The sequence below is a fragment of the Lactiplantibacillus songbeiensis genome (genome assembly GCF_005405125.1).
GTDB lineage: Bacteria > Bacillota > Bacilli > Lactobacillales > Lactobacillaceae > Lactiplantibacillus > Lactiplantibacillus songbeiensis.
In genome coordinates this window covers 1-19,073 of record NZ_BJDL01000026.1, presented here as the reverse complement: position 1 = coordinate 19,073, position 19,073 = coordinate 1, and the positions used below count along the sequence as shown (strand labels likewise).

22 protein-coding genes are annotated in these 19,073 nt (G+C 44.9%); 6 read left to right on the top strand and 16 right to left on the bottom strand.

Annotated features, from left to right (window positions below; translation table 11 throughout):
* Window positions 1-9: 9 nt before the first annotated feature.
* Together FFM77_RS10670 and FFM77_RS10665 are read right to left on the bottom strand one after the other, a co-directional pair.
* Window positions 10-1,350, bottom strand: coding sequence for a hypothetical protein (locus FFM77_RS10670; RefSeq protein ID WP_137635752.1), 1,341 nt, complete (start codon window positions 1,348-1,350; stop codon window positions 10-12).
* Window positions 1,351-1,465: 115 nt separating this feature from the next.
* Complete coding sequence (locus FFM77_RS10665; protein ID WP_137635751.1) at window positions 1,466-2,002, bottom strand: bifunctional transcriptional activator/DNA repair enzyme AdaA; 537 nt, start codon at window positions 2,000-2,002, stop codon at window positions 1,466-1,468.
* 147 nt (window positions 2,003-2,149) lie between these two features.
* Between FFM77_RS10665 and FFM77_RS10660 the strand changes: the two genes are divergently transcribed.
* From FFM77_RS10660 to FFM77_RS10650, 3 genes are all read left to right on the top strand, one after another.
* Complete coding sequence (locus FFM77_RS10660) at window positions 2,150-2,641, top strand: methylated-DNA--[protein]-cysteine S-methyltransferase (protein ID WP_137635750.1); 492 nt, start codon at window positions 2,150-2,152, stop codon at window positions 2,639-2,641.
* A 65-nt stretch (window positions 2,642-2,706) separates the two neighbouring features.
* Entirely contained in the window at window positions 2,707-3,606 is a 900-nt protein-coding gene (locus FFM77_RS10655) for an ABC transporter ATP-binding protein (RefSeq protein ID WP_137635749.1), read from the top strand.
* The gene (locus FFM77_RS10650) at window positions 3,599-4,819 is read left to right on the top strand and encodes an ABC transporter permease (protein ID WP_137635748.1); all 1,221 of its coding nucleotides are present in this window, start codon (window positions 3,599-3,601) and stop codon (window positions 4,817-4,819) included. Before FFM77_RS10655 ends, FFM77_RS10650 begins: the two co-directional genes overlap by 8 nt.
* Window positions 4,820-5,127: 308 nt before the next feature.
* On the opposite strand, the gene FFM77_RS10645 is transcribed toward FFM77_RS10650, so the two are convergent.
* Window positions 5,128-5,730, bottom strand: a complete 603-nt coding sequence (locus FFM77_RS10645) for a TetR/AcrR family transcriptional regulator (RefSeq protein ID WP_171001608.1) — start codon at window positions 5,728-5,730, stop codon at window positions 5,128-5,130.
* Window positions 5,731-5,836: 106 nt separating this feature from the next.
* On the opposite strand from FFM77_RS10645, the gene FFM77_RS10640 reads away from it, so the two are divergent.
* The gene (locus FFM77_RS10640; RefSeq protein ID WP_137635746.1) at window positions 5,837-7,237 is read left to right on the top strand and encodes an MDR family MFS transporter; all 1,401 of its coding nucleotides are present in this window, start codon (window positions 5,837-5,839) and stop codon (window positions 7,235-7,237) included.
* Between the two features lie 54 nt (window positions 7,238-7,291).
* Here the strand turns inward: FFM77_RS10640 and FFM77_RS10635 are convergent, their stop codons facing one another.
* The 3 genes from FFM77_RS10635 to FFM77_RS10625 are packed head-to-tail and all read right to left on the bottom strand — an operon-like array spanning window position 7,292 to window position 8,794.
* The gene (locus FFM77_RS10635; protein WP_137635745.1) at window positions 7,292-8,035 is read right to left on the bottom strand and encodes an SDR family oxidoreductase; all 744 of its coding nucleotides are present in this window, start codon (window positions 8,033-8,035) and stop codon (window positions 7,292-7,294) included.
* 15 nt (window positions 8,036-8,050) lie between these two features.
* Entirely contained in the window at window positions 8,051-8,377 is a 327-nt protein-coding gene (locus FFM77_RS10630; RefSeq protein ID WP_137635744.1) for a carboxymuconolactone decarboxylase family protein, read from the bottom strand.
* A gap of 12 nt (window positions 8,378-8,389) precedes the next feature.
* Complete coding sequence (locus FFM77_RS10625; protein WP_137635743.1) at window positions 8,390-8,794, bottom strand: cupin domain-containing protein; 405 nt, start codon at window positions 8,792-8,794, stop codon at window positions 8,390-8,392.
* A 155-nt stretch (window positions 8,795-8,949) separates the two neighbouring features.
* Here FFM77_RS10625 and FFM77_RS10620 point away from each other — a divergent pair, with 155 nt between their 5' ends.
* Entirely contained in the window at window positions 8,950-9,384 is a 435-nt protein-coding gene (locus FFM77_RS10620; protein WP_137635742.1) for a MerR family transcriptional regulator, read from the top strand.
* 623 nt (window positions 9,385-10,007) lie between these two features.
* Here the strand turns inward: FFM77_RS10620 and FFM77_RS10615 are convergent.
* The 5 genes from FFM77_RS10615 to FFM77_RS10595 all read right to left on the bottom strand — a co-directional run bounded on the left by FFM77_RS10615 (window position 10,008) and on the right by FFM77_RS10595 (window position 15,855).
* Complete coding sequence (locus FFM77_RS10615) at window positions 10,008-10,463, bottom strand: GtrA family protein (protein ID WP_137635741.1); 456 nt, start codon at window positions 10,461-10,463, stop codon at window positions 10,008-10,010.
* 15 nt (window positions 10,464-10,478) lie between these two features.
* Window positions 10,479-11,732: an ArgE/DapE family deacylase gene (locus FFM77_RS10610; RefSeq protein WP_379893467.1), complete on the bottom strand. Its 1,254-nt coding sequence runs from the start codon at window positions 11,730-11,732 to the stop codon at window positions 10,479-10,481.
* A 71-nt stretch (window positions 11,733-11,803) separates the two neighbouring features.
* Entirely contained in the window at window positions 11,804-14,380 is a 2,577-nt protein-coding gene (locus tag FFM77_RS10605) for an ABC transporter permease (protein WP_137635739.1), read from the bottom strand.
* 9 nt (window positions 14,381-14,389) lie between these two features.
* Window positions 14,390-15,091: an ABC transporter ATP-binding protein gene (locus tag FFM77_RS10600; RefSeq protein ID WP_137635738.1), complete on the bottom strand. Its 702-nt coding sequence runs from the start codon at window positions 15,089-15,091 to the stop codon at window positions 14,390-14,392.
* A gap of 143 nt (window positions 15,092-15,234) precedes the next feature.
* Entirely contained in the window at window positions 15,235-15,855 is a 621-nt protein-coding gene (locus tag FFM77_RS10595; RefSeq protein WP_137635737.1) for a sugar O-acetyltransferase, read from the bottom strand.
* A 235-nt stretch (window positions 15,856-16,090) separates the two neighbouring features.
* Between FFM77_RS10595 and lepB the strand changes: the two genes are divergently transcribed.
* The gene (gene lepB, locus FFM77_RS10590) at window positions 16,091-16,708 is read left to right on the top strand and encodes a signal peptidase I (RefSeq protein WP_137635736.1); all 618 of its coding nucleotides are present in this window, start codon (window positions 16,091-16,093) and stop codon (window positions 16,706-16,708) included.
* Window positions 16,709-17,163: 455 nt separating this feature from the next.
* Here lepB and FFM77_RS10585 read toward each other — a convergent pair whose 3' ends face one another.
* The 5 genes from FFM77_RS10585 to FFM77_RS10565 are packed head-to-tail and all read right to left on the bottom strand — an operon-like array spanning window position 17,164 to window position 18,880.
* Complete coding sequence (locus FFM77_RS10585; RefSeq protein ID WP_137635735.1) at window positions 17,164-17,367, bottom strand: hypothetical protein; 204 nt, start codon at window positions 17,365-17,367, stop codon at window positions 17,164-17,166.
* The gene (locus FFM77_RS10580) at window positions 17,354-17,827 is read right to left on the bottom strand and encodes a hypothetical protein (RefSeq protein ID WP_137635734.1); all 474 of its coding nucleotides are present in this window, start codon (window positions 17,825-17,827) and stop codon (window positions 17,354-17,356) included. The genes FFM77_RS10585 and FFM77_RS10580 overlap by 14 nt, the downstream gene beginning before the upstream one ends.
* A gap of 14 nt (window positions 17,828-17,841) precedes the next feature.
* Window positions 17,842-18,297, bottom strand: a complete 456-nt coding sequence (locus FFM77_RS10575) for a GNAT family N-acetyltransferase (protein ID WP_137635733.1) — start codon at window positions 18,295-18,297, stop codon at window positions 17,842-17,844.
* The gene (locus tag FFM77_RS10570; protein ID WP_137635732.1) at window positions 18,294-18,551 is read right to left on the bottom strand and encodes a hypothetical protein; all 258 of its coding nucleotides are present in this window, start codon (window positions 18,549-18,551) and stop codon (window positions 18,294-18,296) included. Before FFM77_RS10570 ends, FFM77_RS10575 begins: the two co-directional genes overlap by 4 nt.
* A gap of 20 nt (window positions 18,552-18,571) precedes the next feature.
* On the bottom strand, window positions 18,572-18,880 hold the full coding sequence (locus FFM77_RS10565; RefSeq protein ID WP_137635731.1) for a hypothetical protein: 309 nt from the start codon (window positions 18,878-18,880) through the stop codon (window positions 18,572-18,574).
* Between the last annotated feature and the right edge of the window lie 193 nt (window positions 18,881-19,073).

Sequence of the window (19,073 nt, the reverse complement as noted above, 5' to 3'; positions counted from 1 at the left end):
TCCCTTTTGCTAATCAGTATACTTTAACTTTTTCAAATAACTATCAAAATTAGGCAGCGTCCTAATCCGATCAAACACTGGCTGACTAAGTGCATTAAACCGCATCTGCTTATTTGGCATCTGACTTAAAAATACAATTGCTGCTTCTGTAAGTGTATCATCATTTCCACTTTTTAGTGCTCGCCAGATATCAAACTTCGTATTTTCAGTCTTGAAATCAGAATTTAAAAACAATTCAGCTTCAGGTTGCTTGGTTGCAGACTGAGTCCCCGAAAAATCAATGCTTAACTGCCGATTAATCATAAACGTGATACATTCCTCATACATTTGTAATTGCCAATTATAATCAGTCGAATCAGGGTTCATTGTTAAAAAATCTAGATTAGCTGTTTCGCTGAATAATTTTGTAACTAAGAATTCGTATACGCGCTTGGCAGATAGCGGCTGAGTTCTCAAATAATCTACAAAAAGGCCATTTAACCATTGTCGATATTGCCATTGATAATACTGCTTACCTTTTTCAAGATTTAATAAGAACAATTCAATTCCTAGGTCTAAAAGCTGATCTAGCCTAAATAAAAACTGCTTTTCATTCAAACTGACTTGTTCCCCAACCGTCGTCTTCCCATTCAGTTGTTGATACCTCTGTGTTACAATGCCGTCGTTATGAACAATAATATTCCGTAATTCAAATATTTCAGCAACTTGTTTCGCAATTGATTTTAGTTGTGTCTGACGCTCAATCGGTACCTTTTCTTTAGTGCAAATCTTCAAATAATCATTCAACCAAACCAGCACTGAAGCATACTGTAATTGTTGAATATATTCTTGAACTAATTCAGTATGCAATTTTTGAACACTACCTGCTGCTAAAACGCGTTCAAAACTAACTTTACGCTTAGCCACATAAGCCGATTGTTGATAAACATTGATTAATTCAAAATCCAATAGACTTCCAATCAAAATCTCAAACATACTGCAAGCTGTCACCAATAAAGATGAATACTGTTTTTGGAGCTCCAATTCCACTCGATTTTGTTCCGCGTAATAATGTCCAAATAAGCTTCTCACATATTCATTTTTGGACGAAAACAATTTCTTAGTTGTATCATATGTTAAATTTTTCATGATAAATTTAACTTCATCATCTGCCGGCAGCTCACTTAAACCATCAGATTGATAGTAATCTATGACTTTTTTTAGCGCATTCAAGTTCATACCCTTAAATTGAAAAATACTATTTTTAAGTCCTTGCTTTAACGCAAACAAATCCGTATCTTGAATAACTAAGACACGTAAAATAAATGTTTCAAAAATCTGAAAATGTTCCCCCAACAGCTTTTCGTCCATTTGACATCCCCCCAAACATGACCAATGCAACTGACATTGCCTAATGATAGCATGTCAATCGCAGTTAAAATGCCGCTCATGATAATTTTGGGGAACACTTGTTCAATTGCCATGTTTAACGAAATTGACGCGGCGTCTGGCCGAACACCTGCTTAAAACAAGTGCTAAAATACGCCGCACTTTGAAAACCACACGCCTGAGCGATTTCACTAATCGGCTGCGTCGTTGTCCGTAATAAGTGTTGGGCCTGCTGCAAGCGAACCTGCTTTAATGTCGCTAACGGCGTCTGCCCGGTCTGTTGTTGATACACATGGTGCAAATAATATGGGGCACCGTGGGCGAGTTGTGCCAACTCGGTTAATGTCAACGGCTCTGCGTAGTGGGTTGCAATAATGCGGTCGATCTCGGTCACCCATTCTGCGGCCGTCACTGCTTGTCCGGTCGGTCGACATCGTTTACACGGCCGAAAGCCAGCAGCTAGTGCCGCTTCAACCGTTAGAAAGATTTTTAGGTGCTCCGGTCGTGGCAGCCGGGAATGGCAACTTGGTCGACAAAATATGCCAGTACTCGTCACCCCGTAGTAAAAGCGGCCATCTTGGCGCGCATCGTTGCCCTGAATCGCTTGCCAGCGTTGCGCAGTTAAATTCGCCATCTTCCACACCTCCTGACGTTTTCTAAAGTATACGCCCAACGACTGATAAATACTGAATTTCGCCAATTAGAAAGCAAGATTTTAAAACTTTTGCTACCGTAATCCTGCTATACTTACCCTACCGAACGAAAACGGAGGATGATCAACATGCAACTTATTTTAACCAACATCACCATTCAGCAACGCCATTATTGGCTAGGCAGTACCACTCATGGCTTAGCCTTTGTCGGCAGTCCCAACGGTGCCGCTGACGAATGGCGTCAATTCTTCCCGCAAGCCAACGCCTCGATTGACGAACAAGCGAATCAAGTTGCTGGCCAAGCCTTAACCGCCTATCTAAACGGTCAGGCTAAGTCCTTCGACTTACCGCTCGACCAAACAACCGGGACTGCGTTGCAGCAACAAGTCTGGCAGGCGTTACAACAATTACCCTATGGTCAGACCTGTACTTATTCGGATTTAGCGGCCCAACTCAACCGACCCCAAGCAGTCCGCGCAATTGCCTCAGCAGTTGGCCGTAATCCATTATTAGTCGTTGTCCCCTGCCATCGCGTGCTTCGCAAAGATGGTCAACTCGGCGGCTATCGTGGCGGTCTTCCTATGAAACGCCGGCTATTAGCCCTTGAACAAACCAACTGAAAGGCGTTGCAGTCCCCTGCAAATTATGGCATGCTTAAGACATTCTAATTACAGGGGGCGACACCATGCTATCGGTAGCACATATTAGTAAGCATTTTGGCAGTCTGCATGCACTTAATGATGTCTCATTTGATGTTCATGATGGGGAAATCATGGGACTGATCGGCCAAAACGGCGCTGGTAAATCGACAACGTTTCACAGCATTCTTAATTTTCTAAAATTTGATGGTGCCATCACTTGGAACGGCCAACCACTGAGTGCCGATGACTACAATCAGATTGGCTACTTGCCGGAAGAACGCAGTCTCATGTCCAAGCTGACCATCACCCAACAAATCGTCTACTTAGCTCGCTTGAAAAATCAACCAGCTAACGTGATCAAGCCTAAAATCAATGACTGGATGCAACGCTTTGCCGTTAAAGGCCAGCCGACTGATAAAATTAATAAGTTATCCAAAGGGAACCAACAAAAAGTCCAATTAATCTGTACCTTGATTCATGAACCCCAACTGATTATTTTGGATGAACCGTTTAGCGGTTTAGATCCCGTTAATGCGGATCTGTTAAAGCAAGCAATTGTTGCGGCCAAACAACGGGGTGCGGCCATTATCTTCTCCAGTCACGATATGAGTAACGTGGAAGAAATCTGTGACACCCTCGTGATGTTGCGCAACGGTGAAGTTGTCTTAAACGGCACGGTCGACGGTGTCCGCAATCAATTTGGTCGGACACGATTGTTTTTGACAACTGATTGGTCCGCTGAACAATTGTCGACTCTAGACGGTGTTGACTCGGTAACTGCCATTGGACCAAATCATTACCGGCTCAAGCTCACGAACGCTGACGCTGGTCCGGCTATTTTTGACGCGGTCACCAAGGGCCACTATATTCAAGAATTCAGTCAACAACCGCCAACTTTAGACGAAATTTTCCGAACCGAAGCGGGAGGTGTTGACCATGAATAAAACGTGGATTGTCACCAGCGAAACTTATCTACGGCAGGCTAAATCATGGAGCTTCTTGATGCTGATTTTAATGCCGTTCCTATTCATCGGCTTAACCTTTGGGATTACCTACGTGGCGACGCCTAGCAAAGATAAGAGTGACATTGCCGTCATCAGTCAGGATGCCAGCTTACGTCAAAGCTTCTTGAAAACTAGCGGCGTCCAAACAACCAGTAAGTACCAAACGGTCAATGCCGCACAAGATGCCACTAAGAAAAGTGATATTAATGGCTATATTGTATTAAAGACTAAAAACAATCGCCAAGTTAGTGCGGTATTCCATGGTCCGAACGAAATTGCCAGTGGCGATCAAGCTAAAATTCAACGTTTTCTAAGTCATTTACAAACACAATTAAATGTCCAAACAGCGAAATTAACGACTAAGCAAACTCAGGCATTAGCGGTTCAACCAACCTTTAAACAGCAATTACAAAAAAAGACGGCCTCGGATAAAGCCGCCAAAACAATCTCATTTTATATCTTAGTCTTCTTCGTTTACTTGATTCTGACGACCTATTCGTCAATTACCGCGCAAGAGATTGCGGCCGAAAAAGGCACCAAGATTATGGAAGTCATCTTCTCCAGTACAACACCGCGCAAGTATTTTAACGGTAAAGTCTACGGAGTGTTGTTGATGATTGTGACTCAATTGCTAGTCTACCTGCTTGGTGGGGCGTTAATCGTTCAATTGGCCCAACACAGCCGTTTGACCGCTAACATGTGGTCACAGTACGCGCCGATTATCGGTAAAGTACTGCATAACTTATTATCAATCAACATGATCTTTGCCTTAGCTGCGGTCCTGCTCTATACCGTGGTTTCGGCATTTTGTGGGGCTTTGGTTACGCGCGTGGAAGATGCCAGCAAAGCATCACAACCAGTTATTTACCTGAACTTGCTAACCTTTGCGATGGCCATGGCCTTTCAAGGTAGTCCAACTAGTGGCATCGTTACGGTGTTCTCCTATATTCCATTCTTCTCGTCTTACTTGATGCCGTTACGGTTAATCAACGGTACCGCGACGATGGGAGCCGCTGTGCTTTCACTAATTATCTTATTAGCGACCGTCGTTGGTAGCATGTGGTACATCGGTAAGATTTACGGTGGCTTGATGTTGCAGACCGATGAACTTGGATTCTGGGGTAATTTGAAACGTGGCTTGAGCTTGAAATAACTAAAAGTCATGCTTAAAGTGCTAGTCAGGTATAAATTGCCACTCTGGTTGGCCCAGAATTGGCTGGAACGTGGTGGCCACGTTTTCGAGCCATAGAACGGTCTCGAAAGCCGCGCTTTATCTAAGTCGAAGCCCACGACTAAGATAAGCGACACCTCTGAGCCAATTCTGGACCGCCCGGCGTTAATGATTTGATTACTTGTAAATAACTGACTATTTAGCACTAACCTTAGTACCAAACATATATCTCACTAAAAATGGCAACGCCTTTGATAGGTCGTTGCCATTTTTGTACTACTCATAAGCTTCTACTTCTGTCCCATAAACACCGGTACCAAAATCTCATCCACCATCGCCGTCAAACTAGCGGTCGTCAACGTCCCATGCCCCAAGACTTCATTAATCAATAACACCACCGGTAAGTTCAACGTGCGAGCCGTCTGACTGGCAACAGTCAACTCACCACGCTGCTCCGCTTGCTGCAAGATTTTGGTGATTTTAGGCTCCAACATCGAATGACCATTTGCCAATGCGAACAACTTATCCACTGGAATCTGCTTCAGCCGATCTGCGACTAGCCCTTGCAACTTTTCTGCGCCCAACGCATTAAACGTGACCACTAGCTGACCAAATAAGCCTAACAGGTCCGCTCGTAAAGACCCGGTATCAGGGACCGGCAAATCGCGCTCAATTTTGGGACCAAACCTCAAAAAGGCACTCGTCACTAAGCTGGCTTTATCCGGCCACCGCCGATAAAGGACCGGCTTAGTCGCTTGTGCTTTGGCGGCGACTCCCGCCATCGTTAATTTCTCATAACCGACTGTATTAACTAAATCCCAAGCAGCTTTCAAAACCGCGTCTTCTAAGGCTTGACCGCGTCGCCGCGTCTGACCCTTATCCGTTGTTGCCAAAATAAATCCCCTCGTTTCTTGCAATTTTAACTTAAAGCGTGTATTGTATGGTTCATCGATAAGATACCATAGTATCTTATTTAAATAAAAATGTGAGGTGTTCCAAATGCAAACTACCACCGAAGCTAACCAAAGCAGCTTCATCAAAATCGCGCTCATCCTCGTCATCGGCGCCCTAGCCCCAATGCTCGATACGACCATGACTAATGTCGCTATCAATACTATTATGCACGATTTGAACAGTACCGTCGACCATGTCCAATGGGTGACGACTAGTTACATTTTAGCACTTGGCATCGTGGTGCCCATCACCGGCTGGGCCTCGGAGCACTTTAGCGGCAAAGCTCTTTATATTAGTGGCCTTATTGCCTTTGTGCTCGGGTCGATTGTCTCCGGCCTAGCCACTAGTATCAATTTGTTAATTATGGGCCGCATTATCCAAGGCGCGGCCGCGGGCATGATCGTCCCGTTAGTCACCACCTTAATCGTCAAAGCAGCCGGTGGTCACAACTTGGGTAGTTTAATGGCCATCGTCAGCTTACCGGCCGTCTTAGCACCAATCCTTGGTCCAACTATCGGTGGTTTTATTATCAAGGTACTCGACTGGCACTGGATTTTCTACATCAATATTCCGCTTGGCTTACTTTCTTTAGGCCTATTAATCTGGTTAATGCCACGCTTCACACCCGCACCGTCCAAGAAACCATTAGACATTCCTAGTGTGGTCCTAATTGGTGGGGCCTTCACCGCATTAATTTTAGGAATTACTAAGCTTAGCACTAGCGGCACTTTAACGGCCACAAACGTTTACGTTCCTTTGCTCATTGGCGTGGCTTTACTAGCTGGCTATTGCATCTATGCCTTATTGCGCCCCAATCATGCGCTCGTTAGTCTGAAACTTTTCACCTATCAAAGTTTCTCCGCCTCAAGTATCCTACTCGTTTTATCCGGCCTAATCGTTAATGGTGCCATGTTTCTACTGCCGCTTTTCTTGCAAAACATTCGCGGTTTAAGTGTGATCTGGTCCGGAATCTACTTGATTGCCCAAGGACTTGGCTTGTTAATCACCCGGAGCCAAATCGGGAAATTGACCGACCGTATCGGCGCGCGCTGGGTCGTGTTAGCTGCGATTGCGGTTGCACTAGCCGGAACATTACCATTTGCCTACTTTAACGCCAGCACACCCACTTGGCTAATTCTAATCGTCCTTTTCATTCGTGGCATTGCCCAAGGCGGATTAACGATTCCGATTATGTCGGATGCGTACACCGGCGTCCCTGCTAACCTAGTGTCGGAAGCCACGACGGCCTCACGCATGCTGCAAAATATCGGTGGCGCCTTTGGGACGGCATTGCTTGCGACGGCCATTCAAAGTCAGCTCAATAATACCACCATGACGCTCGCTCACCTTAACAGTGCCTATCAAGGAGCCTTCATGTTAACGGTGGTCGTTACCGTGATTGCCGCGATTCCAGCTTGGTTCTTGAGTCATCAAGCTAGTCATTAAAAAAATCGTCCTAGAAACTAATTCAGTTTCTGGGACGTTTTTGTCGTACCGCTATTAAGCTTGTTTCGTTGGATAAATCGTAAACTCATTCACATTGACGTCTTCTGGCTGGTCAATCGCAAAGTTAACCACGTTAGCAACCGCACTAGGACTAATCCCAACTTGCTTGTAGAAGGCATCCATCCCTTGCTTCGTCTTCGTATCGGTAATCGTATGCAATAATTCCGTGTTGATGGCTGCTGGATATAAGCTGGCCGTCTGGATATTGGTCCCTTCTTGGGCACTTTCCATCCGAATCACTTCCATTAAATTCCGAACCGCAAACTTGGTTGCACCATAGACCCCAGCGCCAGCAAAACTCTTAATTCCAGCAACTGAAGAAGTGGTAATGATTTGACCATGCTTTTGGGCGGTGAAGATTGGCATCACGGCTGCGACCCCATGTAAGACACCCTTTAAGTTAATATCAACCATGGCATCCCATTCGTCGGTATGCAGCGCACTAATTGGTGACGATGGCATAATCCCCGCATTATTGAAGATCACATCTAAGCCGCCAAATTTCGTTTGGGCTAACTTAACTAACGCGGTGACATCCGCCTGCTTCGTCACATCCGTCACTTGATACGCAGCCGTGCCACCCGTGGCTTCGATGTCGGTCACAATTTCAGCTAACCGGGCTTCACGCCGCGCACCTAACACTACTTTGGCGCCATGCTTTGCTAATAATTTCGCTGACGCCTCACCAATCCCAGATGAGGCCCCCGTAATCACGATAACTTTATTTTTAACTGTCATTTTAAGAGTCTCCTATTATTGTTCGTCGCCAAAGACTTCTTTAGCTAAGCCCATCGCGGACAAAGCTTTCGCCCAGCCAGCATAAAAGGCCAAGTGGGTAATTTCCTCGACAACTTCTGCTTTCGTTAAGCCATTTTGTTTTCCCATTTGTAAATGGGCCTTTAATTGTGGAAAGCTGCCACTAGTCATCAAGCTCGCAATCGTGATCATACTGCGATCATGTAGGCTTAACTTATCTTCGCGTGACCAAACTTCACCGAATAAAACATCATCATTTAAGGCTGCGAACTTAGGGGCAAACTCACCTAAGTTATCACGACCAGCTGTTTGTTTTTTAGCCATTTTTTTACACTCCTAACCTAATTTAGCGTAGGCTGCATCATCAACTGGTTCCAGCCATTCGCTAGTCCCTTTAGTAATTGCCACGTGTGAAAACCAGCTATCCTTAGTCGCGCCATGCCAGTGCTTAACACCTTCATGAATCGTGACACTGTCGCCCGCATGTAATAATCGTGCCGGCTTACCCGCTTCTTGGTACCAACCTTCACCACCAGTGACTAATAAGATTTGAAACCCATCATGATGGATGTGCCAGTTGTTTCGGCACCCGGGTTCAAACGTCACGTTAGCGACATTCACATCAATCTCATCACCAGGTTCAGATAAGCCTTGTAAGTAACTTTGACCGACAAAGTATTGTTGGTACGCCACGTTCTTTTCGCCTAAACCAAAAATGCCGCTTTTATTTTCATTTGTCATGTTAAAATGACCTCCTCATTTGTTTAACTCATTTAACGATGAATTCATCATATAACTTCAAGTATACTTTAAGTCAACCCTAAAGTTTAAACTTGTTAAAATCAATTTTCGTGATATGATCATTGTTAAAGTAACTTGAAGAAAGGAGCTTAAACATGCCAACAGCAACTGAACCCCACTATACCATCGGTGCCTTCGCCAAGGCCGTGGGATTAACCGCCCCAACGTTACGCTATTACGAAACTGAAGGGTTAATTGAACCCCATCGACTGACAAACGGCCGTCGCTACTATGAGGAAGCTGACATCAACTGGGTCAAATTTTTATTACATCTTAAGGGCACGGGAATGAGCATCAGCGAACTTAAACAATACGTGCAGTGGCGAGCTCAAGGTGATGCGACGATTCCCCAACGATTAGCGCTTCTACAACAAGTTAAAGCCGACTTCTTAGTCCAATTCAACGAAGTTCAACACCATCTTCAGATTTTGAACGACAAGATTAATTGGTACGAAGAAAAAGAAGCCGGCTTAACTGCCGATCAGGAAAACTTTCACGCCTATTTGCAACGTTTGGAGCATCACGAATAGGATCTTAATTGCCGCTACGGTTGGTCTGGATTGACGCTGGAACGTGGGGCCACGTTTATGAGCCAAAGTACGGTCTCATAAGCCTGGCTTTGACTAAGAGCGAGAAAATCACTCGTTCTAAGTCAAATGACACCACTGAGCGTCATCCAGCCCGCCCTGCGCTAATTAACACTCCTATTTTAAAACGGTCAAACTGAAACAATCTTTGGAGCATGATAACCCTAATCAAAAAACAAGTATCAGTATCAAGTTGGCTAACCCAACTAAATACTGATACTTGTTTTATTTGACTACCGATAAAAACAATAATCAAAATAACGCCGGGCGGGCCAGAATTGGCTCAGTGGTGTCGTTTATCTTAGTCATGGGCTTCGACTTAGATAAAGCCCGGCTTGCGAGACCGCACTATGGCTCGCAAACGCGGCCACCACGTTCCAGCCGATTCTGGGCCAACCAGAGTGGCAATTTAAGCCAACTAGCATCAGGTATGCCGATAAAAAAAGTATCAGTATCGAGTTGGCCGTTAAAACTAACTAAATACTGATACTTTTTAGTTTATTGCGAATAAAAATAACGAACCAATTAATGCTGGCCCAACCAGAGTGATAGCCTCCAGCCGACCACTAATCCTTTTTAAACACTAACCATTTCGATAAGAAGTAATTAGCCACTAACGCAATTCCGTGACCAATCACCTTAGTCATCGTCCCGTTAACACCCATCAACGAAATCCCCAACCATAAAATGATGGCTTCAATGACGTACGTCGCCACTCGTGTCCCATAAAAAGTCGTGACTTCTTTGACCAGACTAACGGTCTTATGCTGAAAGACAAACATTTTATTGACGATAAACGAGAACAAAACGCTAAAGAACCAATCAATCAAGTTAGCGACTTGATATTCAACGCCAAAAGTATGATACAACAAGTAAAACAACGCGACGTTGAACACAACCGTAATCACGCCCCACAACGCATATAACTGTAATTCATTGTTGGCTTTTTTCTCAACGGCTTCAAGCTCTGCTTCTAGTTCAACTTCATTTTTGGGAATTGGGTCTAATCCATGCTTCTCCATCTGCTCATTCTGCCTCTATTTCAATAATTTCGTAAATAACTGTTCATACAACTTGATAAAACGCTGGTACATATCCAAATCCACGTATTCATTAACCTGATGAGCCGTGATATTTCCTGGTCCAAAGACAATGATTTCCATATCAGGATTCTTAACAATATACGAAGAAGCATCGGTCCCACCAGGCGCGCCAAAGTATGGCAAGGCTTGCGTTAAGACTTGTTCCCCAACTTGTTTAGCTAGTTGAACCAAGTTGGCTGATTCCGGCGTATGCACTGGATAGAAACTATCCTGCACCGATAAAGTCAATTCGGCACCTTGGGCATTGCAGTCAGCGATAATCTTTTCCAGTGCGGCGATAATCTTGTCGTTCCGCAATTCTGGAATCGTCCGAATCTTAACGGACATCTCCGCATTAGCTGGCACAGTATTGATTTGTTCGCCACCCTTAATCAGGGTCACGACAGGTACCGTTGCGCCAAGTACCGGGTTCTTCACGTCTTTAAAACTATTGAAATAAGCGGTTTGTTGTTGATAGAACGTCATCAAGGCATCAATCGCATTCTTCCCAATAGTTGGCATCGAACTATGCGCCGCAACGCCTTTCGACCGTACCGTATAGGTCAACGATCCTTTATGCGCTAATTCAATAAAATGCTGTTCGGTCGTTGGATTAGCGGCCATCATCTTGCGAGCCGTCGCATCGTCTGCGCCCAGCATCGCTTGAATCGAAGGCTGTGTCAATAATTGCTTATCCGCGCCGCTGGGTTCACCAACGATCAAGGCGTCAATATCATCCGCGTAGCCTAGGTCAACTAGCTGTTCGGCACCCAGATGACCGTCTTCTTCACCGACTGTAGCCATATAACGCAACGTTCCATGTAACGGCACCTTTTGTTCTTTTAAGTTAATCAATGCGAACAAACCAGCTAATAAGCCAGACTTCATATCCGTCGCACCACAGCCGAATAACCGATTATCCTTCACAGCACCCGATAACGGGTCAACGGCCCATTTTGCGGCATCGCCAAAGGTTACCGTATCGGCATGCCCATCAAAACCGACGACTGGCCCATTACCGTCACCAATCTCAGCCACCAGACTCGTGCGTCCAGGGGCATACTCAATCAACTTCGACTCGATACCATGTTGTTTTAATAAGGCTGCCAAATAATCAGCAACGACCGCTTCATGGTCGTTGACCGTGTTCATTTTTACAAGTTCACTTAATGCTTGGACTGTTTCATCCATGCTGCTCCACCTCGTCATTATTGCCAGTGGTTAACCACCATTGACTAATTAACTTAATTACAGCACTTTTTCACTGGAAATACAATCCATCAGTCAACTGATTTTAGCGCATCTAGCATATTGACGTGTTTCAGCTTGCGATGCATCATCACCATCACGATCAAGCTGAACGCTAAGGTTAACAGTGCTGAGTAAACATAACTCAGCGGATGAATCCCGGGTGAGAACATCAGCGCATTGGTTTCAGCGGTTTGTAAGATATACGTGTGTAGCCAATTGCCCAAGAAACACCCTAAAATAATGCCCAAGCCCGTTAAGATAAAGTTTTCACGAAAAATGTACATCGTCACTTCACCATCGTAGAAACCGAGCACTTTAATTGTCGACAACTCGCGAATCCGTTCCGAAACGTTGATATTTGTCAGATTATACAAGACGACTAAGGCCAACGCCCCCGCTGAAATCACGAAAATCAAGACAACGAGGTTCATGCTGTCAAATGTCTTAAAATTAGTATGCTTCTCCGTACTCATCAGTGTCACATTTAAAATACCGGCTTGCTTCAATAATGTATTCGCATAAGCATTTTCTTGGTTTTCATTCGCATGCGTGAATTGCACAAGATTACTATTATAAACCGGCGCTTTGCCAAAGACTTGCCGATAATAACCGGGACTCAGGTACACAAAGTGATTGACGTAATTTTCCGCAATCGCTGCGATTTTAATCGTTTTGGCAGATTGGCCAGCCAACTTGATTGGTAAGCGGTCCCCGACCTTCACTTGGTAGAGCTTCGCTAACTTTTCATCAATAATAGCGCCGTGCTGCCGCAAGTGATACGCCTGACCACTCTGACGATGACGCAAGGTTACGAAAGTCGCTAACCGCTCCGGATGTTCAGGCACACTCAACGTCGCGGTCTGTTGCGCCACGCCAGCCCGATTAACCGTGACTTGAGCTGACTTCAACGTCAAACTGCTTTTAAATAAATGTGGCCGCTCTATCGTGCGCTGTTCAGCGGTCGTTTGCGCGCCACTACGCGTGACGATGGCATCATAATGCCAAAGTTCATTAAATTGTTTACTACTGATATCCCCAATGGAATCTTTCAAACCAAAACCGGCAATCATCATCGCCATACAACCGGCGATGCCCAATACGGTCATTAGCAGTCGCTGCTTATACCGAAAAAGGTTCCGCAGCGTAATCTTATGATTAAAGCTCAGGCGCCGCCAAAAACCGGTCCAGTGTTCTAACCATAACGTCTGGCCGGCTTTCGGAGCTTTGGGTTGTAAAAGTTGCGCCGGTAAGCTGCGTAAATCAACCCGTAAGACGACCAGTGCCGTGCCTAACGTGCAGACTAAGGCAATCCCTAACGCGACGACAATATCGATCCACAGATACTGCACGTTAATCGCGGGCAGATTGTACATACTGCCATACGCTTGCGCAATAAACTTGGGGAAGAAATTCACACCAAATAACACGCCGAGTCCCGTCCCAATCAACGCTGCTAAGCCACCATAGATCATAAATTCACTGCCAACTGCCGCATTCGAATAGCCCAATCCTTTTAACGTGCCCATTTGTAGCCGTAACTCTTCGACCATCCGCGTCATCGTTGTCAAACAGATCAAGGCGGCAATCGCAATAAAGAATAGCGGAAAGACCGTCGATAAGGCAACCACGCGCTGGGTATTCTCATGATATTCGGTATAACCCGGGTTATCAGCACGCGTACTATAGAGATACGTCGGCTGTTTAATGGCATTCACTTTTGTTTGGGCTGCCTTTAACTGCGCAGTTAGTTTCATGAGAGCTGGCGTACTTGCCGGCACCCGTTGCTTTAAAGCCGCGACTTGTTGCGCTAACGGTGCTAACTTTTGACGAGCGGTTGCTTGCAAGGTCCGTTGTCGTTTAGCGGCTTGGGGGCTTAACCACCGTTTTAAATCAGCCGTATTCGTGCGATTCAAGCGTTTATACGTCGCGGTATATGGCCGAACTTTAGCGAGATTTTTGAACTGCACATCAATCCGCGTCGCCACGTTTAGTTTCAACGTCTGTGGCCGTACGTAAGCGAGATAATCCAACGTTCCCTTACCGACGTTCGTCACCCCACGACTCACTTGCTCAACATAACGCGGGGAATTCACGAAGCCAACGACTTTAAAGGTTCGGCGGGTGAACTGCCGATTCAAGGCTTTGGTACTAACAATTCGATACGTCGACCCTAGTTTTAAACGCGGCTGTAATGCTTTCGCTTGGGAATCTAGCACAATTTCATTAGCGCGCTGCGGTAAGCGGCCACTGACAACCCGTAGTCGGTTTAGCGTCTGGTGTTGCGGTAACTCAGCAACCCGAACCACCCGATTATTATTAAGCTGATTCACATCTAAATAGGTCACGGTTTGAAAAGTGAGGCGATCAGCATGCTGCTTTAAGACTTCCGTATCCGCCTTAGTTAAGCCCATCGTCGACTGCACACTATTCGTCGCTAACTTCTGCTTAATAAAATAATCATCAGCTGCCTGTAGCATATCGGGCCCGGTCGCTCGAATGCCAGTATAAAAAGCGACGCCTAAAAAAATAATCAATAGAATGGAAAAGAAACGCGCCTTGGACCGCCAGATTTCACGCATAATTGCTTTAAAATATGCTTTTGTCATTAGTCGCACCTACCACTCAATCTCAGCTAGTGGCGTTGGATGCTCATTATGCGTCACTGACTGGACCTGCGCATCATTAATCCGAATGACTTGATCACCCATCTTCGCAATCGCACTATTATGAGTCACGATAATTACGGTCGTTTGGGTCTGCTTGGCCGCATCCTGAATCACTTGTAGGACTTGCTTGCCAGTTTTGTAATCCAGCGCCCCCGTTGGTTCATCACATAATAATAACTTGGGATTTTTAGCCACAGCGCGGGCAATGGCGACTCGTTGTTGTTCGCCACCAGATAATTGGGCCGGAAAATTCTTAGCCCGATCGGTTAACCCAACCAAAGCCAATGTCTGATCAACATCCCGGGCGTCTTTCGTAATTTGTGACGCCAATTCGACATTTTCTCGCGCCGTTAGATTCGGCACTAAATTATAAAACTGGAACACAAACCCGACCGCTTGCCGGCGATAAGTCGTCAGTTGTTTCGGTGAAAACTGGGCGATATCAACCCCATCGACCAAGACTTGCCCACTAGTCGGACTATCCATCCCACCTAAAATGTTGAGCAACGTCGACTTGCCCGCGCCACTAGGTCCTAGAATCGTCACAACTGACCCTTGGGCGACTTCAAACGACAAAGCGCGGTTAGCCACTGTTTCCTGATTACCAGTCTTAAATGTCCGTGTTTCGTTAATCACTTCAATATAAGCCATCTTTACCCCTCCCCTAAAAAAGTCTTCTCTCTTAGTGTATCAGTTAAACTAGCGTTATGAAACCGGTTCATCCAGACAGCAAAAGCGCGGTGATGTGCTTGTAAAAAAACAAGTCATCACCGCGCCAATTTTATTAGCTTCAATTATGCTTCATCTTGATCGGCAAAGTAAGCTGCTTTTTGCCGTTGCCAAATAATTTGGTCTTCCTCCGTAATTGGTCGTAAAACATGGCATGGATTACCCACAGCGACCACGTTGTCAGGAATATCTTTGGTCACAATTGAGCCGGAACCAATCACAACATTATTGCCGATTGTCACGCCCGGATTGACAACTACATTGCCACCCAGCCAGACATCGTTACCAATCGTAATTGGCTTGGCATATTCTAATTGGTCACGCCGAACCAGTGCATCAATCGGGTGCCCCGCCGTATAGAGCCCAACGCGCGGTCCCATAAAGACATTATCACCAATTGTAATCTCAGCACAATCCACAAAAATAGCATCATAATTCGCATAGAAGTTCTTGCCAATCGTGGTGTTCGTCCCATAGTCCGTGTGGAATGGGGGTTCAATATAATGATTAGGACCAACTTGCTTAAATAATTGGTTCAACACTTCGGCGCGAAAGTCGCCATCTACTTCAGTTGTTTGGTTAAAGATCCGCGTTAAACGCCGACCGTGACGCATTTCCTTAGCGAGTTGCCGATCATCAGCAATGTAGAGCTCGCCTGCTAACATGCGCTCCTTTTCAGTTTTCATATCTAATTGGTTCCTCCGTTAAGGTAAAAATCTTCACTGATACAGTTAACCATACTGTGTTAGCGATTTCAAGCCAATTTAAGCTTAATTTAAAAATTGGACCGTTCCAGTTAACATACTGGTTAATGATTAAGTATCCATCTAAACCCCGAACTTTTATGCAATTTAACACCGCTTTTGCGGTCGCTTCGGTTATAATAAGACTTATACACACAAGATTAAGGGAGCTATGACAGTGAAAACATTTAAAAATATTATGAGCTGGGTCTTGCCGATTGTGATTGGCCTAGGCTTGGCCATGCTAATCAAGCAATTCTGGTTCACGATGGTTCGCGTTGATGGGACCTCGATGCAACCTAACTTGGAAAACAACGAACGGGTCATGGCCTTGAAAGCCAGCAAGCCGAAAGCCGGTTCCGTCGTCGTCTTCGATGCCTATCATGTGGACCCCGACCAGACTGATCCCAAATCTGTTTACGTCAAGCGGGTCATTGGGATGCCTGGGGATACCGTGAAATACACAAATGCTGGTCAACTTTATGTTAACGGCAAACAAGTTAAACAGACCTATTTGAAGAACACCGCTCAACAGACGACCGGGTCGTATATGGCGAACAGCCATAGCAAAGTGACCGGCTGGACCTTGACTAGCTTGGCCCATGACCAAGGTTGGAAAGTCAAACCAGTTAATAACAAAGTGCCAAAGGGCTACTACTTCGTACTTGGTGATCACCGGAGCGTCTCCAATGATGGCCGCTACTGGGGCTTTGTGCCAAAGTCGAAGATGATTGGGGTCGTCAAAGCTTGGTCTTGGCAAAACCGTCATCAATATATTAATAGCTTCGAACCTTAAATTGGAAAAACATTAAGTACACCTCATTACTATACGTTTTGAGGTGTACTTTTTTACCTAAAAATATAAATATTCTTAGTGCTAGTTAGATTAAACTGCCACTCTGGTTGGCCCAGAATCGGCTGGAACGTGGTGGCCACGTTTTCGAGCCACAGATCGGTCTCGAAAGCCGGGCTTTATCTAAGTCGAAAACCACGACTAAGATAAACGACACCACTGAGCCAATTCTGGTCCGCCCGCCGCTAATGATTGGGTAGCTATGACTAAAAAATGGCTTTTCAACAATTGCTTCAGCTGTGAGGCTTGTCTCTATAACAATCAATTTTGAAGATTAGCCTTCAAATGACCAGCATTTTTAGCCACCAAACGACAATTTAACTAGCAAGCCTATATAAAATAACCGCTAAGCCTAATTTGGCCTAACGGTTATTTACTTTATCCACAGTGGATAACTTTTATTTATGTTTTAACCAGTGGACAACTAAATGATTCAAGTAACGTCCTGGCCGAACTTGGTCAACCAATAATAACGCCACTACTAAACTCACAAATTGCCAACCTTGATGACCACGACACCAGGCCATCACGAGTACCGCAACCACCATGACGATTGGTACCAAGACCACACTAACCTGCCGTTGCTGTTTAATGTTGACCACCAGCACGTCGATCTCTGATCCAAAAGTAACCACAGATTAACGGACTAAAAGGTACAAAAACCAACGAAATGAAAATATTTTTAAAGAAGTTAATCACATCATCCATAAAGTTACTCTTTTGCTCAACTTGCGGTGTTAACACGGTTGGCACTGGCTTAGGCTTGGTCCGTTTCACATTAATTGACCACGGCCGACCTGAATCTTGAATAATTTGATCATCGTCTGGACGGGGATCACTGGGCGTTTCTTTGGGCTTCGTATGCCAGATTTGAAAGGCTCTCGCCCAACGATAATGAATAATTGGCAACAGAATTAGCGCACAGATAATACTATAAATGACTAACGGATTGAATTCCAACACAATCCGATTTACTTCCTGCCGCGCACTGCCGAACATAATAATAAAGACAGCAATGGCGCCGTAAAACCAACTCGTAATTAAATTTTTAGCTTGCCACACACGCGGCCACCCTTTCATTTATCCACAGCTAATCGTAGCCGTAGCATACTTTTGCACTGAATACCATTCTCATAGATTGGTTCTGAATAGTTATCCACAAACCAGTTGACCCAAACAGCTGTGATTTCAAAACCAGCTCGCTGATAAAGCTGTAATTGGCGAATTGAGGAATTTCCAGTCCCAATTTCTAAGTTATGCACCGTTTGATCCTGTTGACAACTGGTAATCAACTGCGTCAATAACGCTTTAGCGACCCCCTGATGTTGATAACTTGGAGAAACCGCAAGATTCATCACTTCGTTAGTCCCTGGTTTCGTCTTAGATAAGACGCCAATCCCCACCACTTGTCCACTAATCACCGCACCATAAATTATGGCAGTCGGCAAATAAGTTTGCACTTGCTGCCAATCAGGATCAGCCAGCAACAACAACTCCCGAGGAACCGCAGTTACTGCGAGTTGCTCAATCATCGTGCACGCCGTTTCACTGCCCGTCGTTGAAACCCATTGCCCCAGCAGACATACGGCACAATCACCGCAATAATCGCCAACGTATAATCAGTCACATTCAGGCTAGCGGCATTAACAACAACCTCATAACCAAGAAAAATCGTCCATAAAACGGGCGCGATGCCACCAATCCAGAAATAGCGACTAGCCGAAAAAACAAATTCTTCTAAAACAAATAACACGATGGCAATAAGTCCTAATGTTAATAAGTTCATAACTGCCCCCCTGTTGATAACTATTTCTGTGGATTCAATTGCTTCAACATATCCACAAACCGACCAATCTGTAAGTTATCCACATCTTCATCTGAATAAAAGATAATCATTTTGGCCTTTTGTGCCGCTGTTAAGTTCGCTTGTGACCCAAAATAGACCAGATAAACATCACTATTACCTTGAGTTAAGCTTTCACCATAATCGGTATCTAAGCTGAAGGTATAGTCCTCACCCAATTGTTCGCTTAACGCATCAATAAACGCTTGCACTGCTTTCGTTGCAACAGTCTCTTGACCGGCAACGACACTCGTTACGACTTTTACTTGCATCTCAAAAAACTCCTAATGTATTAAATTTATGCTACTCTTTGGTCTTAATTAGACTTATCGCCTGCCGGTTAGTTCATAAAACGCTGGAACGCCATGGACCATTTTGAAGCCAAAGATGAGGCGTACCCCAAAAGTTGGAACTTATAATTTAACAGTTTGTTGTTCGAACACTACTGGTGATAAGTCGTTCAGT